The sequence below is a fragment of the Kribbella sp. NPDC000426 genome (assembly GCF_040300265.1).
In the GTDB taxonomy this organism is placed as follows: Bacteria; Actinomycetota; Actinomycetes; order Propionibacteriales; family Kribbellaceae; genus Kribbella.
This window is the reverse complement of the sequence record NZ_JBEPDK010000007.1, coordinates 36,620-50,645: the sequence shown is the minus strand read 5'-3', so window position 1 is coordinate 50,645 and position 14,026 is coordinate 36,620. Positions and strand designations below refer to the sequence as shown.

Genomic DNA, 14,026 nt, shown 5'->3' with positions numbered 1-14,026 from the left:
TCAGTTCTCCCTGGGTGAGCGGCTCAGCTGGGCGAGTTCCGCGGCGACGGCCTCGGCGGTGGGGTGGGTGGTTTCGGTGACGATCCGGCCGTCGACGAGGAAGACCACGCGGTCGGCGTACGACGCCGCGACCGGATCGTGGGTGACCATCACCGTGGTCTGACCGAGTTCGCGGGACTGGTCGCGGAGCAGCGTCAGCACCTCGAGCGCAGTGGTCGTGTCCAGCGCCCCGGTCGGCTCGTCCGCGAACGTGACCGCAGTACGCCCGGCCAGTGCCCGCGCGATCGCGACCCGCTGCTGCTGACCGCCGGACAACTCGCTCGGCCGGTGCTTCATCCGCGCTTCGAGCCCGACCCGCCGGATCACCTCGGTTACCCACGCGGCGTCCGGCGACTTCCCGGCCAGCGTCAGCGGCAGTACGACGTTCTGCCGCACGGTCAGCGCCGGCATCAGATTGAACGACTGGAAAACAAAGGCAACGGCCGAGCGACGTAGCTCCGTTAGTGCAGTCTCGTCGAGACCTCGCAGCGACCGCCCGGCCAACGAGACATCGCCAGCGGTCGGGACGTCGAGCCCGGCCGCACAGTGCAACAACGTGCTCTTGCCGGAACCGGACGGCCCCATCACCGCGGTGAATGTCCCGGCCTCGAAGCCGTAGGTGACACCGGCCAGCGCCTCGACAGCGCCAGGCCCGGTGCCGTACACCTTGCGGACGTCGGTCAGCTGGACAGTCACGACACGACCAGTACGTCGGACTTGCGGTGGTACGACTCGTTCGTCCACCAGAGGATCGCGACGACCGCGCCGAGACCGAGATCCGACCAGAGCCACCACGGCCCGTCGAAATGGCCGAACATCGCCAGCGCCACCCAGATCACGAACTGCACCACGCAGGTCACCAGCCAGACACCGCTGAACGCGCGCAGCGCGGTGGTCAGCCCGCGGGGCGGAGCCGCGTCGGCGACCCCGGCCATGATGTGGCGGAGTTCGCCGCGAGTCTCGGCTGTCAGCAGCCGCAGCTGCCTGTCGCCGGCGTCCGACGGGGCGAGGGCGGCCTGGCGTACGGCGCTGTCGAGCTTGGCGACCGCGGCGCGGCGGTCGGCGTCGGTGAGCCGGACCTGGTCGGGGGTCAGCAGGGGGTCGAGCATCGTGTGCATCATCGGGTCCTTTCGGGGAGTTCGGATGTGAAAAAGCGTAGGGGTTGCACAGTTTTGTCCGCCCGCTGCTCAGCACCCGTTTCGAGGGTGGTGCTAACACCCCTGTCACACCCCGGCCGGCGTACGTCAGGATGGGAACCATGACCGAGGACCGCGGGGAACTGCCGCCCGGGCTCGCCCTGTCCTGGGGTGTGCTGCCGGTGCAGCGGCGCGGGCCGAAGCCGGCGCTGTCGATCGAGCAGATCGTCGCGACCGGCATCGAGTTCGGCGACCGGGACGGGTTCGAGGCGATCTCGCTGCAGCGGATCGCGGCGCACCTCGGCGTCACCACGAACGCGATGTACCGCTACGTCCGGTCCAAGGAAGAGCTGATCGTGCTCGTGCACGACAAGGCGGTCGGCCTGCCGCCCGAGCTGCCGGAAGGGTGGCGCCCGGCGGCGATCGCCTGGGTGAACGCCCAGGTCCAGATGTACGCCGAGCGGCCGTGGCTGCTCGACGTGCCGATCCGCGGCGCCCCGGTGACGCCGAACCAGCTGCGCTGGGTGGAGGCGATGCTGACGGCGCTGTCCGAGACAGGGCTCAGCCAGCACGACAACCTCGGCTGTCTGGTGCTGCTGAGCGGATACGTACGCAACTACGCGTCGTTGGCCCGGCAGCTCGACTCGAGCGTGGACGCGCCGGTGCAGGCGGAGCAGGTCGGGCAGTTCCTGGTGCCGCGGTTGATCGAGGGCGGCTACCAGACGCTGACATCGGTGTACCTCAACCAGGAGTACGAGGACGGCCTGGACGACGACCTCGACTTCGGCCTGGCACGGATCCTCGACGGGATCGACGTACTGATCGCGAAGCGCTAACGCCCGGGAAACAGCCCGGCGAGTTGGATCTCAGTGGTCATCGATCACGTGAGGAGAACTCCCTTGGCAATCCAGAGCAGCAGACGCACGTTTCTCCGCCGGTCCGGTCTGGCCCTTGCCCCGGCGGTCGTTGCCGGCGGCACCTGGGCGGCTCCCGCCGAGGCGCAGGAGACAGGCGTCGGGCTCCCGGTCGCGGTACGCCCCGGTGGCGAACTCGACAAGTATCTCGACAAGCTCGCGGCCGACGACTCGTTCTCCGGCACCGTCCTCGTGCTCCGCGACGGCCGCACGGTGACGTCCCGCTCGATGGGCTTTGCCGACAAGAAGAACGGCGTCCGCAACCGCGCCGACACGAGGTACTGCCTGGCCTCGGTGACGAAGCTGTTCACCGCGACGGCCATCGCCCAGCTCGCCCAGCGCGGATCGCTGAGCCTCGTCGATCCGATCGGCAAGTACCTGACCGGATTCGCCGCCGGGATCGCGGACAAGGTCACGATCCACAACCTGCTCAACCACACCTCCGGCCTCGGCGACTACATGCAACTCGCGGGGTACTTCGAGGAGTCGTCCACCTGGACGACGCCCAGGCAGATGATGGACGGCACGCTGACCTTCATCCGCACCGAGTCGCTCGCCTTCGCGCCAGGCACGACCAGCAAGTACAGCAATTCCGGCTTCCATGTGCTCGGCTGCATCGTCGAGAAGATCTCCGGCGAGTCGTACTACGACTACATCCGCAAGCACGTCTTCCGCCCGGCCGGCATGACGTCCGCCGACTTCACCCTGCTGTCCCAATGGAAGACCGACCGCCGTTTCGCGCATCCGTACCCCACCGACGCAGAAGGCACGCGGTACGACGCCCTCGACACAGACATGTTCGGCGTCATCGGCACCCCGGCCGGCAACGCGTTCGCGACAGCGCCCGACTTGGTGCGCTTCATGAAGGCCCTCAACGACGGCACGCTGCTGAGCACGACCTGGCGCGACGTGTTCGTCACCCCGAAGTTCGCGATGGAGACGCTGCCCGCCAAGCCGGGACTGCCGGAGGTCATCAACTTCGTCGGGTACGGCGCGGACAGCGCGATCATCAACGGCGCACTGATCACCGGACATCTCGGCGGTGCGCCAGGCGTGAGTACGAGCGCCGAGTGGTACCCGAGTCGCGGCTGGACCGCCGTACACCTGGGCAACTACGACCCGGCTCCCGGCGCCAACGTCAACCAGGAGCTGCGGCAGGTCCTGACTAGCTAGGCAGGACGATCCGCACCGGGCCGGCCGCGCGGGCCTCGACCCAGCGCAGGTGGAATTCGCTGCCGGGGGCAACTTCCGGGCGACGGGCCGGCTCGGTGCGCAGGTTCGCCGGCGCGGTCAGCGTGGTGGCAGCCGGTTGCGCGGGGATGCCATCTGCCTTGATGTCGGCGATGAGAGTCGCGAGCGCTTGTGCCGCCGGCTTGCGCTGGTGGTCGACGGTGAACAGACCGAGGTCGTACTCGCGGTCCGGGAAGTCCAGCAGGCTCCGGTCGATGTCGTGCGACGACCACCACGTCACGCCGTACAGCGCCGGGTTCGGCAGCACGGTCTCGACGGTACGGCGGGTGAACTCGGCCTGCAGGTCCGTGGGGATATCCGGCCCGGGTACGCCGATCTCCTGCAGCCAAACGGCTCGCGCCGGGTCGAGCGCCGTGGCGTGAGCCAGTTCGACCAGGTAGTCGGCGTGGGTGAGCGTGGCCGGTCCGAGGGGACCGTCCACTCGTGAGACCCCGTTGAAAACCCACGAGTGGACAGTGCTCAGATCACCCAGATCCACGGCATCAACGGGGTGGAACGGGTGATCGGCCTTGTACCAGGCGTCGTCGAACACGGAGTGCAGAGCGAGCACGTCCGGTGCCGCCTTCTTCAGCGTGGTCAGCAGCTCCTGGGCCCAGGCGGTCGACGCGCCGGGCGTGGTCGGGCTGTCCGGCCAGAGGTTGTTGACCTCGTTCCCGAGCGTGATCGCGAAGACGTTCGGCTTCGTCGCGACCGCGCGCGCCACGGTGTCGACGTACGCCGTGAGGCCCGCGCGGACCGTCGGGTCCTCGAACAGGCTGCTCCTGTGCCAGGTGAGCACCCACGACGGGAGGAAGTCGAAGCTGGACAGATGCCCCTGGATCAGGTCGACCGCGACGGTCAGCCCGTGCTCCGCGGCGGCGTCGATCGTGTCGAGCAGGTCCGCGATCGCGCGCTGCCGGACGATCGCCCGGTTCGGCTGGATCCACGGCCAGACCGGGAACACGCGCACGTGGTCCAGTCCGATCGCGGCCAGGTCGGCGAAGTCCCGGCGTACGGCGGCGCCGTCGTAGTCCAGCCAGCTGTAGAACCAGCCGCTGGAGGGGACGTAGTTGGCACCGAACCGGGGAACCGAAGGCATGGCGAGGATGCTAAATCGGTTTAGGCACGAAGAGCAACATCACGCCGGGGGAGCGGTCGACTCGCGGACCGTCAGGACCGGGTCCGCGGTGCGGCGATTGATCACCGCACCGGGGTCGGCGATGGTCTCGAGCAGCACCTCGGCGGCCTGCCGGCCGAACTCGAACGTGTCGCGGGACAGCGCCGTCAGGGCCGGGTGCATGAGCTGGGTGAGGATCGAGTCGTCGAACGCGACGATCGACAGGTCGCCGGGGACCGAGACGCCCATCTCCATCGCGACCCCCAGTCCGGCCACCGCCATCACGTCGCTGTCGTAGACGATCGCGGTCGGCCGCTCCGGCTGGGACAGCAGCTTGCGGGTGATCGCGGCGCCCTCCGCGTCGCTGAAGTCCGTGGTCAGCGACGGGGCATCCACCAGGCCCAGGCGCGGCGCCGCGTCGCGGACGGCCCGGATCCGGCGCTGGGTGTGCTGGAAGTTCGGCGTACCGGCGACGTGGGCGATCCGGCGATGGCCGAGCGCGGCCAGGTACTCCACGATCGAGAGCATCGCGTCGCGGTCGTCCGCCCAGACCGAGGCGAGCGCGCCCTTGCCGCCACGGCCGCCGATCACGACGGCGGGCAGCTCGAGCGCCTTGAGCTCGTCGACCCGCGGGTCCTTGACCGTCAGGTCGACCAGGATGACGCCGTCGACGCGGTGCTCGGAGGCCCACCGCCGGTACACCTCGATCTCGGCCGCGGTGTCCTCGACGATCAGCAGCTGCAGCGAGATCGACTCCGCGGACAGCCCCGACTGCACCCCGGACAGCAGGTGCGCGAAGAACGGCTCGACCCCCAGCGTCCGGGCCGGCCGCGCGATCACCATCCCGACCGAGTCCACCCGCGACGCCCCCAGCGCCCGCGCCGCGCTGTGCGGCCGCCAGCTCATCTGCTCGGCGATCTTCAGGATCCGCTCGCGGGTCGCGTCGCTGACCCCGGGCCGCCCGTTCAGCGCGAACGACACCGCGCCCTTGGACACCCCCGCCCTGGTCGCAATATCCGCGATCGTCGGTCTGGCCACTGGTTCCTCCCTCACCCTTGACAGCGGATTCTACGATCCCCGATAGTGCAGGAGCTATACCGGTTTATCAAACCCAGGAGAATCCATGCGTAGACGCCGTCTGGCGCCGGTGGCCGCCCTTGCCGCCGCCGCTCTCACTCTGGCAGGTTGCGGCCTCGGTTCCGAGGACTCCGGCAGCGGTGGCGCCAAGCCGACCGTCGACGCGAACGCCCAGGTGACCGGTGAGGTCAGCTTCCAGACGTGGGCGCTCAAGCCGAAGTTCACGTCGTACGTCGAAGGCGTGATCAAGGCCTTCGAGGCGAAGTACCCGGGCACGCACGTGACCTGGCTGGACCAGCCGGGCGACGGCTACGACAAGAAGGTGCTGAGCCAGGCCTCGGCCGGCCAGCTGCCCGACGTCACCAACCTGCCGCCGGACTTCGCGCTCAGCCTGGCCAAGCAGAACATGCTGCTCGACGTCGCGGCCGCCGACCCGAAGATCACCGACGAGTACGTCGAGGGCGGCGTGCAGGCCTACCAGTACCAGGGCATGAACGGCACGTTCGGCTACCCGTGGTACCTGAACACCGACATCGACTACTGGAACGCGACCAAGTTCGCCGCGGCCGGCCTGGACGTGAAGAACCCGCCGAAGACCTTCGACGAGCTGCTCGCGGCCGCCAAGGTCATGCACGACAAGACCGGCGGCAAGGAATACCTGATGAGCCGCCTGCCGGGTATCGGCGACTTCACCAACGCCGGCGTCAAGATCCTGTCCGACGACGGCAAGAAGTTCGTCTTCAACACCCCCGAGGCCGCCGCGCTGCTGGACAAGTACCGCGACGCCTACAAGTCCGGCTACATGCCGCGCGACATCCTGACCAACGAGTACCTGGGCAACTCCAAGCTCTTCACCCAGGGCAAGGTCGCCTGGACCACCGGCGGCGGCAACGCGATCCAGGACTTCCAGAAGGACAACCCGTCGCTGAAGGGCAAGGTCGTCCCGTCGCCGGCGCTCGACACCCCGCCGCTGTACGTGCAGGGTCTGTCGGTGTCGGCGAAGACCAAGAACCAGGCCGCGGCGATCGCACTCGCGCGGTTCGTCACCAACGCCGAGAACCAGGCCGCGTTCGCGAAGATCGTGAACATCTTCCCGTCCACCAAGGCCTCCGCCCAGGACCCGTACTTCTCGAAGTCCGACGGCACGCCGGAGAGCGACGCGAAGGTGCTCGCGTTCCAGTCGCTGGCCAAGGCGAAGAACCTGCAGCCGCCGGTGATCAGCGGCGCGACCAACGACTTCATCGGGCAGCAGATCTCGCTGGCGATCTCCGGCAAGATCACCTCCCAGGCAGCCCTCGACGCCGCGGTGGCCAAGGCCAACCAGCTGCTGACGCAGTAATGAAGTATCACCGTTGGTTCACCCCGTGGGTGCTGGTGATCCCAGCACTCGCGTGGTTGCTCGTCTTCAACCTGTGGCCGTCGATCAACACCGTCATCCTGTCGTTCACGAACGCCAGGCCGATCGGCGGCGGCCACTTCGTCGGGCTGAAGAACTTCGAGGCCCTGCTGCACGACGAGCAGTTGCGGTGGGCCCTGCTCAACAGCGTCATCTACATGGTGGTCTGCCTGCCGTTCCTGACGGTCCTGCCGCTGCTGCTCGCCGTACTGGTCGAGAAGAAGCTGCCGGGGATCACGTTCTTCCGGACCGCGTTCTACACCCCGGTGGTGGCGTCCGCGGTCGTGGTGGCGCTGATCTGGCAGTGGATCCTCGACGACCGCGGTCTGGTCAACGGTCTGGCCGAGAAGCTCGGCGTGATCTCCGGGCCGCTGCCGTTCCTGTCCGACCAGTGGCTGTTGTTGCTGAGCGCAATCAGCCTGACGATCTGGAAGGGCCTCGGGTACTACATGATCATCTACCTGGCCGCCCTCGGGAACGTCGGGCGTGAGCTGCACGAGGCGGCCGCGGTCGACGGCGCCGGGCCGTTCCGGCGGTTCGTGCACATCACGATCCCCGGCGTCCGCGGGACGATGATCCTGATCTCGATCCTGATCTCGGTGTCGGCGCTGCGGGTGTTCTCCGAGCTGTTCATCCTCAGCGGCGGCAAGGGCGGTCCGGGCGGCCGGGACAACTCGGTCGTGATGCTGATCCAGCAGTACAGCCAGGGTTTCGAGGGCAACCTCGGGTATGCGTCGGCGTTGTCGATCGTGCTGTTCTTCGTCACCGTCGTACCGATGCTGGTCCTGGCCCGTCTCAACCGTCGGGGAGCTGAAGCATGACGACTGTGACCGATCCGGTGCGTCCGGCCGATGTCTCGGAGGACCCGCGTCCTGCTGGCCGCCGGCGCGGGTCGTTCGGCTTCAATACGGTCTCGCCGCGCGAGAAGGTCGTGCGCTATCTGCTGCTGGCGTTCGTGCTGCTGATCACGATCGGGCCGTTCCTGTGGCAGCTGTCGACCTCGCTGAAGGGATCCGGGGAGGACATCTACACCCGGATCCCGCGGCTACTGCCGGCCCAGCCGACGTTCTCGCACTACAAAGAGGTCACCGACACGATCCCGGTGCTGGACTACGCGCGGAACTCGCTCGTGGTCGCGTTCCTGGTTGTCGGCGGCAACGTGATCGGCGCGTCGCTGGCCGGGTTCGCGATCTCCCGGCTGCAGTTCCGGGGCCGCAAGATCGTGCTCGGGCTGTTCCTGGCGACGCTGGTGCTGCCGGGCGAGGTGACGATCATCTCGCAGTACGTGACCGTGCGGGAGTTCGGGCTGGCGAACACGCTGTTCGGCGTCGCGCTGCCCGGCATGATCGGCGCGCTCAACGTCCTGCTGATGTACAACGCGTTCCGCGCGCTGCCGCTGGAGGTCGACCAGGCCGCGATCGTCGACGGCGCGAACGCCTGGCAGCGCTTCGTGTACGTCGGTCTGCCGTCGGTGCGCGGGACGATCAGCGTGATCGCGATCTTCGCGTTCATCGGCGCCTGGGACGACTTCCTCTGGCCGCTGATCGTGCTCACCGACCCGAACAAGTACACGCTGACCGTCGGCCTGCAGTACCTGTCCGGGACCTTCAGCAACAACCCCCGCCTGATCGCCGCCGGCACGATGATCGCGTTCATCCCGATCGTGATCGTGTTCGCGACGCTGCAGCGGTTCTTCTTCAAGGGTGTCGAGGAGGGCGCCGTCAAGGGCTGAACCGTTGCTTCGATCCAGCTGTAACCGCCCATGCAGTACTTGGTTCGAAGGAGTTGGTGCAATGTTGCGTAAGGCATTGGTCATGTCTGCCGTGGCGGCCGTGCTGGCCGCCACCCTCGGGACCGCCCAGGCGCAGGCGAGTACGACGGCCGACAGCAAACGCGTCGTCGTCTACTACCAGACGCAGTACGTGAACGGCGTCTACGTGTCGCCGAAGGCGCTCACCGACAACACCACCGGCGTGACGAACGTCCTGGTCGGCGCGATCCACCTCGACGAGAACGCCGTACACCTGAACGACGATCCGCCGGAGTCGGCGAAGTTCACCCAGATGTGGGCGGACCTGCACGCGATGCAGGCCGCCGGGGTGAAGGTGTCGGCGTTCGTCGGCGGCGCTGCGCAGGGATCGTTCCAGCGGCTCGACACCCAGTTCGACACGTACTATCTGCGGCTGAAGAACCTCGTCACGACGTACGGGCTCGACGGTCTCGACCTGGACGTCGAGGAGAACATGTCGCAGGCCGGGATCAACCGGCTGATCGACCAGTTGACCACGGACTTCGGCACCGGCTTCATCATCACGCTGGCGCCGGTCGCGCCCGCGCTGAGCGGCGGCGGCAACCTGTCCGGGTTCGACTACGAGACCCTCGAGCGGGACGAGGGCTCGAAGATCGACTTCTACAACGCGCAGTTCTACTGCGGCTGGGGTTCGATGGCGAACACCACCGGGTACGACGCCATCATCAACCGCGGCGTGTTCCCGGCGTCCAAGGTCGTCGCCGGTGTGATCACGAACTCGGCCAACTGCTCCGGATATGTGCCGTTGGCAACCTTGAAGAGCACCCTGGGGTCGCTGGTCGCGAAGTACCCGAGCTTCGGTGGCGTGGACGGCTGGGAGTACTTCAACTCCGACCCGGGCGGTACGGCGGCGCCGTGGCAATGGGCTTGTGAGATGACCTCTGCGATGGCCGGCGGTACCGGTCCGGTCAACCTCGCAATGAACAAGGCCGCTACCGGATCCGCGTCGTGCAACAGCAGCGAGACACCGGCCAAGGCGGTCAACGGCAGCGTGTCGGGCGGAAACTCCGACAAGTTCTGCTCGCTCGCGTCCTCGAAGTTCCTGCAGGTGGATCTGGGGTCGGCCGTGTCGGTCGGTTCGGTGGAGATCTCGCACGCGTCGGCCGGCGGCGAGTCCGCGTCGTACAACACCCGCGCCTACACCCTGCAGACGTCCACGAACGGCTCGACCTGGACGACGCGGGCGACGGTCACGGCCAACACTGCCGGCGTCACCACGCACACCCTGTCCGGGGTGACGGCCCGCTACCTGCGGCTCAACATCACCACGCCCACTCAGGGCACCGACCCGGCCGCCCGCATCTACGAACTCAAAGCCTTTGCCTGACGCAGGTTGACGCTGGTTGACGCAGCACCGAGCGGCCCGACTCCTCGCCGGGCCGCTCGGGCCAGTCAGACTTGCCGGACGACTAGCGCACGAGCACGATCGAGTTGATCGGCGTGAAGTCGTGCGGTAGGTACTCGCCGGTGTCGCGGTAGATCGGGCCGCAGTTGGTGCCGTTGTAGCCGGTGCAGATCTGGAAACCCGCACCGCCGGTCTGGCTGTTGATCGCGACCTTGGAACCGATCACGTTCGACAGGTTGTGTGCGCCGTAGCTGTACCAGATGTTCTTGCTCAGGATGCTGCCGTTCGGCTCCCGTAGGCAGACGGCGCCTGACGGGCAGGCCGTTGCCGTGCCGGTGGTCGCCGCGTTCGCGGTCGGCGCGAGCGCCACGCCCGTACCGATCACAGCAGCGGCGATTCCGGCGGCAGTCATCGCAATCTTGCGCATCTTCATCCCCTCCGAGCGGTGGCCACCGATCGGCGGCCTCACCATCGAAGCTAGACCGCGTACGGGCGGCCCGGGGGCGGTCCGCAGCCATTTCGGGCTCAGCCGAAAAGGCTTGAACTACTTCACCAGCACGATCGACTTGACGCCGGAGAAGTCGTGCGGCTGGTACGCGCCGACAACCCGCGAGACCGGGCCGCACTGCCCGGTGCCGTTGCGCCCCGGACAGAGCTTGAAGCCTGCGTTGTGCGTCTGGTTGTTGACCAGCACCCGGGTACCGGTGACGTAGAGGTTGTGCGGCGCGAAGCTCCAGAAGATGTTCCCCTCGAGTTCGAGCCTTCGGGTGAAGGCTTCCGGGCCGAAAGTAGCCCGCACGAGGGCAGCGGCAGAGCCGTTTCGAAGTACTTCGAAACGACCCCGATCAGTGCATCCGGGTCTCGGCGAAGTCGAGCCAGTGGGTGGTGTCGGTGGGGGTGTGGTGGCGGATGGACCAGTCGACCAGGCGGAGGCTCATGTGTGCCCAGTACAGGCGCAGTACGGCGGGATCGAGGGCTTCGTCGAGTAGGTCGTCGAACCAGTCGAGCTTGGCGCCGGGCAGTCGTGTCTGCGCGTCGAAGCGCAACGTGACGAGACCGAACCGGCGGTCGCCGCGGCCGATGCCGTCCCAGTCGACGATGCCGGTGAGTTCGCCGTGCTCGTCGACCAGCACGTTGCCGGTGTGGAAGTCGAGGTGGACCAGGTCGTCCCCGGTCATCGCGCTCGGCTCGTCGCGGCCGACCTCGCGGACCCGGTCGAGCAGCCGGCGTGCGCGATCGTCGTATTGCTCCAGGGACTCGTGCAGGCAGAAGCCCGGTCCACTCTCGAGCAGGTACATCGACGGGACCGGGAGGTCGGCGGCCAGCCCGGCGAAGCGGTCGGTCAGCGCGATCATCGCTTCGAGCAGCGCGCGGTCGATCACCTCGGGCGGCCGGCCCGGCAAACGCTCCTGGACGACGCCGACCCCGTCGGTCACCTCGGTGAGCAGTTGGTACTGCGGCACCGGCAGCCCTTTTGATCGCGCCGCGTCCAAGACCCGCGCCGTGTGCCGGAGGTCGTCGAGCGAACCGAACCCGCGGGTCAGGACGCCGTCGCGCCCGTCGGGCCACCGCACGAACCCGGCGCCGACCTGACCCTCGGCCGCCTGCCCGACGAACGTCAGACCCGCTCCCGACCGCTCGTTCACCTCGCGGAGCAGCTGCTCGGCGTCGAGCTTGGCGACCGGGGCGGGGATCTCGTCGGCAGACACGTTCGCCGACCGTACCGGGGCGCGTCGGCCGGCACCATCGGATTCGACGAACTTGTTCGTAACGAACATGTTCGTTAGGCTCGATGCATGGACGAACCGAGGAGCAGGCGGGAGCGGCCGGCCAAGGTCGCGCTGACGCGGCGGGGGATCGTGGCGGCCGCGATCGACGTGATGCGGTCCGAGGGCCTCGATCGCGTGACGATGCGGCGGCTGGCCAAGGAGCTCGACACCGGGCCGGCGTCGCTCTACGTCTACTTCCGCAACACGGCCCAGCTCCACGCCGCCGTGCTCGACGAGTTGCTCGGTGCGGTGGACCTCTCGCCGGTAGACGCGGTCGGCGATTGGCGAGACCGGCTGGAGGCGGTGCTGGCGTCGTACACGCTGGTGCTGTTCGAGTACCCGAGCCTCGCGCAGTCCGCCGTGACCGCGCGTCCGGCCGGGGCGAACTACCTTCGGCTGGTGGAGTCTGTGCTCGCCCTGCTCGACGAGGGCGGCGTGCCGCCGCGGCAGGCGTCGTGGGGGATCGACCTCCTGCTGCAGCTGGCCACCTCGACCGCCGCCGAGCACGCGGGCGGCGACGACCCCGAAGCCTGGGACGCAGTGGCTGCCGCCTTGCGGGCGGTCCAGCCCGAGACGCATCCGCGCATCGCGGCCCTGGGGGAGGAGGACCTGCTGAGTGGCGCGGGGCCGGACCGGACCTCGTGGGGCATCCGCGTTCTGATCAACGGAGTGCTCGCCACTCCACGCACAAAGGGAGAACGAGCATGATCGCGATCATCGGCGCCGGCCTCGGCGGCTTGACCCTGGCCCGCATCCTGCACGTCAACGGCATCGACGCCGTCGTCTACGAGGCCGAAGCCTCACCGACCGCCCGCGCCCAAGGCGGCATGCTCGACATCCACGAGGAGTCGGGCCAGGCCGCGCTCAAGGCAGCCGGTCTGTACGACGAGTTCCTGCGCCTCGTGATGCCGGGCGGCGAGGCGATGAAGGTGTACGACCGGCACGCCGTACTGCGGCTCGCCCATGATCACGAGGACAGCGGCCGGCCGGAGGTGCATCGCCGCGACCTGCGCGAACTGCTGCTCGGCAGCCTGCCGGACGGCATGATCCGCTGGGGCTCGAAGGTCGTCGAGGTGTCAGGCGATCGCGAGGTGCGGCTCGCCGACGGCACCAGCTTCATCGCCGACGTGCTGATCGGAGCGGACGGCGCGTGGTCGAAGGTCAGGCCGCTCGTGTCGGACGCGACCCCGACGTACTCCGGTCTGTCGTTCGCGGAGCTGGATCTGCTCGATCCCGACGTACGGCACGTGGAGAGCGCCGAGCTGATGGGCGGCGGCTCGCTCTTCGCGCTGGGCGACGGCCGCGGGTTCCTGGGTCACCGTGAGCCTGACCGCTTGCACGTGTACGTCGCCGTACGGACGGCGACGCCGTGGTCCGGGATCACGAGGGACGACCTGGTGGCCGAATTCGACGGCTGGGACGACCGCTTCCTCCGCCTGATCCGTGAGTCCGACGCTGAGCCGTTCCCGCGCGCGATCCACACGCTCCCGACCGGCCACCGGTGGAAGCGCGTTCCCGGCGTCACCCTTCTCGGCGACGCCGCCCACCTGATGTCCCCGTTCGCCGGCGAGGGCGCAAACCTCGCCATGCATGACGCCAACGAACTCGCCGCCGCGCTGATCGCCCACGCCGACACCGAGGCCGCGCTGTCGACGTACGAGGCGGCGCTCTTCCCGAGGGCCGAGCTGGCCGCCGCGGAATCCGCTCAGAACATGGAGGTCTGCTTCGCCCCGGACGCGCCCGACGGCCTCGTCGCGTTCTTCGCCGGCTTCAGCGCTGAGTAGCGGCGGGGAAGACCGCGCCGGTGTACTTCTCGCCAGGGCCCTGGCCCGGGTCGTCCTGGATGGTGCTGGATTCGCGGAAGGCGAGTTGGAGGGAGCGGAGGCCGTCCTTCAGGGGAGCGGCGTGGTGGTGGCCGAGGGCGGGGGCGGCGGCGTCGAGGAGGCCGGCGAGGGAGTCGATCAGTGAGCGGGCCTCGTCCAGGTCCTTGTGGTCGGGCAGATCGGCGGCCAGGCCGAGGTTGACGGCCGCGGCGCTCATCAGGTGGAGTGCGGCCGTCGAGATGATCTCGACGGCGGGGACCTCGGCGATGTCGCGGGAAGCGGTCGAAAGGGGGCCAGGCTCTGAAGTGGCATCTGCGTCGGTCATGCTGCTACTCTTACACGGCGACCGACCCGGTCTGTTGGTGACCCC

Annotated in this window: 16 protein-coding genes; 8 read left to right on the top strand and 8 right to left on the bottom strand. The window is 68.3% G+C overall.

Annotated features, from left to right (window positions below):
• Together ABT313_RS31800 and ABT313_RS31795 are read right to left on the bottom strand one after the other, a co-directional pair.
• Positions 1–735, bottom strand: a complete 735-nt coding sequence (locus tag ABT313_RS31800; protein ID WP_350861445.1) for an ABC transporter ATP-binding protein — start codon at positions 733–735, stop codon at positions 1–3.
• Positions 732–1,157, bottom strand: coding sequence for a DUF1707 domain-containing protein (locus ABT313_RS31795; protein WP_350861443.1), 426 nt, complete (start codon positions 1,155–1,157; stop codon positions 732–734). Before ABT313_RS31795 ends, ABT313_RS31800 begins: the two co-directional genes overlap by 4 nt.
• 140 nt (positions 1,158–1,297) lie before the next feature.
• Here ABT313_RS31795 and ABT313_RS31790 point away from each other — a divergent pair, with 140 nt between their 5' ends.
• Together ABT313_RS31790 and ABT313_RS31785 are read left to right on the top strand one after the other, a co-directional pair.
• Positions 1,298–2,011 (top strand): TetR/AcrR family transcriptional regulator, encoded by a 714-nt coding sequence (locus tag ABT313_RS31790; RefSeq protein WP_350861441.1) that lies wholly within the window; start codon positions 1,298–1,300, stop codon positions 2,009–2,011.
• Between the two features lie 63 nt (positions 2,012–2,074).
• Positions 2,075–3,262 carry a serine hydrolase domain-containing protein gene (locus ABT313_RS31785; RefSeq protein WP_350861439.1) on the top strand — a complete coding sequence of 396 codons (1,188 nt, stop codon included), beginning with the start codon at positions 2,075–2,077 and terminating at the stop codon, positions 3,260–3,262.
• On the opposite strand, the gene ABT313_RS31780 is transcribed toward ABT313_RS31785, so the two are convergent.
• Positions 3,255–4,418 carry a glycoside hydrolase 5 family protein gene (locus tag ABT313_RS31780; protein WP_350861437.1) on the bottom strand — a complete coding sequence of 388 codons (1,164 nt, stop codon included), beginning with the start codon at positions 4,416–4,418 and terminating at the stop codon, positions 3,255–3,257. The genes ABT313_RS31785 and ABT313_RS31780 overlap by 8 nt on opposite strands.
• 39 nt (positions 4,419–4,457) lie before the next feature.
• Positions 4,458–5,474 carry a LacI family DNA-binding transcriptional regulator gene (locus ABT313_RS31775; protein ID WP_350861435.1) on the bottom strand — a complete coding sequence of 339 codons (1,017 nt, stop codon included), beginning with the start codon at positions 5,472–5,474 and terminating at the stop codon, positions 4,458–4,460.
• Positions 5,475–5,559: 85 nt separating this feature from the next.
• Between ABT313_RS31775 and ABT313_RS31770 the strand changes: the two genes are divergently transcribed.
• From ABT313_RS31770 to ABT313_RS31755, 4 genes are all read left to right on the top strand, one after another.
• Positions 5,560–6,852 carry an ABC transporter substrate-binding protein gene (locus ABT313_RS31770; protein WP_350861433.1) on the top strand — a complete coding sequence of 431 codons (1,293 nt, stop codon included), beginning with the start codon at positions 5,560–5,562 and terminating at the stop codon, positions 6,850–6,852.
• Positions 6,852–7,730, top strand: coding sequence for a carbohydrate ABC transporter permease (locus tag ABT313_RS31765; protein ID WP_350861431.1), 879 nt, complete (start codon positions 6,852–6,854; stop codon positions 7,728–7,730). The genes ABT313_RS31770 and ABT313_RS31765 overlap by 1 nt, the downstream gene beginning before the upstream one ends.
• Entirely contained in the window at positions 7,727–8,641 is a 915-nt protein-coding gene (locus tag ABT313_RS31760) for a carbohydrate ABC transporter permease (protein ID WP_350861429.1), read from the top strand. The genes ABT313_RS31765 and ABT313_RS31760 overlap by 4 nt, the downstream gene beginning before the upstream one ends.
• Before the next feature lie 82 nt (positions 8,642–8,723).
• Positions 8,724–10,046, top strand: coding sequence for a discoidin domain-containing protein (locus tag ABT313_RS31755; protein ID WP_350861428.1), 1,323 nt, complete (start codon positions 8,724–8,726; stop codon positions 10,044–10,046).
• A gap of 82 nt (positions 10,047–10,128) precedes the next feature.
• Here the strand turns inward: ABT313_RS31755 and ABT313_RS31750 are convergent, their stop codons facing one another.
• The 3 genes from ABT313_RS31750 to ABT313_RS31740 form a co-directional block, all read right to left on the bottom strand.
• Positions 10,129–10,491, bottom strand: coding sequence for a hypothetical protein (locus tag ABT313_RS31750; protein ID WP_350861426.1), 363 nt, complete (start codon positions 10,489–10,491; stop codon positions 10,129–10,131).
• A gap of 117 nt (positions 10,492–10,608) precedes the next feature.
• A complete protein-coding gene (locus ABT313_RS31745; protein ID WP_350861424.1) occupies positions 10,609–10,863 on the bottom strand; it encodes a hypothetical protein in 255 nt (84 codons plus the stop codon).
• A 46-nt stretch (positions 10,864–10,909) separates the two neighbouring features.
• Positions 10,910–11,842 carry a phosphotransferase enzyme family protein gene (locus ABT313_RS31740; RefSeq protein ID WP_350861423.1) on the bottom strand — a complete coding sequence of 311 codons (933 nt, stop codon included), beginning with the start codon at positions 11,840–11,842 and terminating at the stop codon, positions 10,910–10,912.
• An 18-nt stretch (positions 11,843–11,860) separates the two neighbouring features.
• On the opposite strand from ABT313_RS31740, the gene ABT313_RS31735 reads away from it, so the two are divergent.
• Complete coding sequence (locus ABT313_RS31735; protein ID WP_350861422.1) at positions 11,861–12,541, top strand: TetR/AcrR family transcriptional regulator; 681 nt, start codon at positions 11,861–11,863, stop codon at positions 12,539–12,541.
• Complete coding sequence (locus ABT313_RS31730; protein WP_350861420.1) at positions 12,538–13,617, top strand: FAD-dependent oxidoreductase; 1,080 nt, start codon at positions 12,538–12,540, stop codon at positions 13,615–13,617. Before ABT313_RS31735 ends, ABT313_RS31730 begins: the two co-directional genes overlap by 4 nt.
• On the opposite strand, the gene ABT313_RS31725 is transcribed toward ABT313_RS31730, so the two are convergent.
• The gene (locus ABT313_RS31725; RefSeq protein WP_350861418.1) at positions 13,604–13,981 is read right to left on the bottom strand and encodes a DUF1844 domain-containing protein; all 378 of its coding nucleotides are present in this window, start codon (positions 13,979–13,981) and stop codon (positions 13,604–13,606) included. The two genes, ABT313_RS31730 and ABT313_RS31725, sit on opposite strands and share 14 nt — an antisense overlap.
• Positions 13,982–14,026 lie beyond the last annotated feature (45 nt).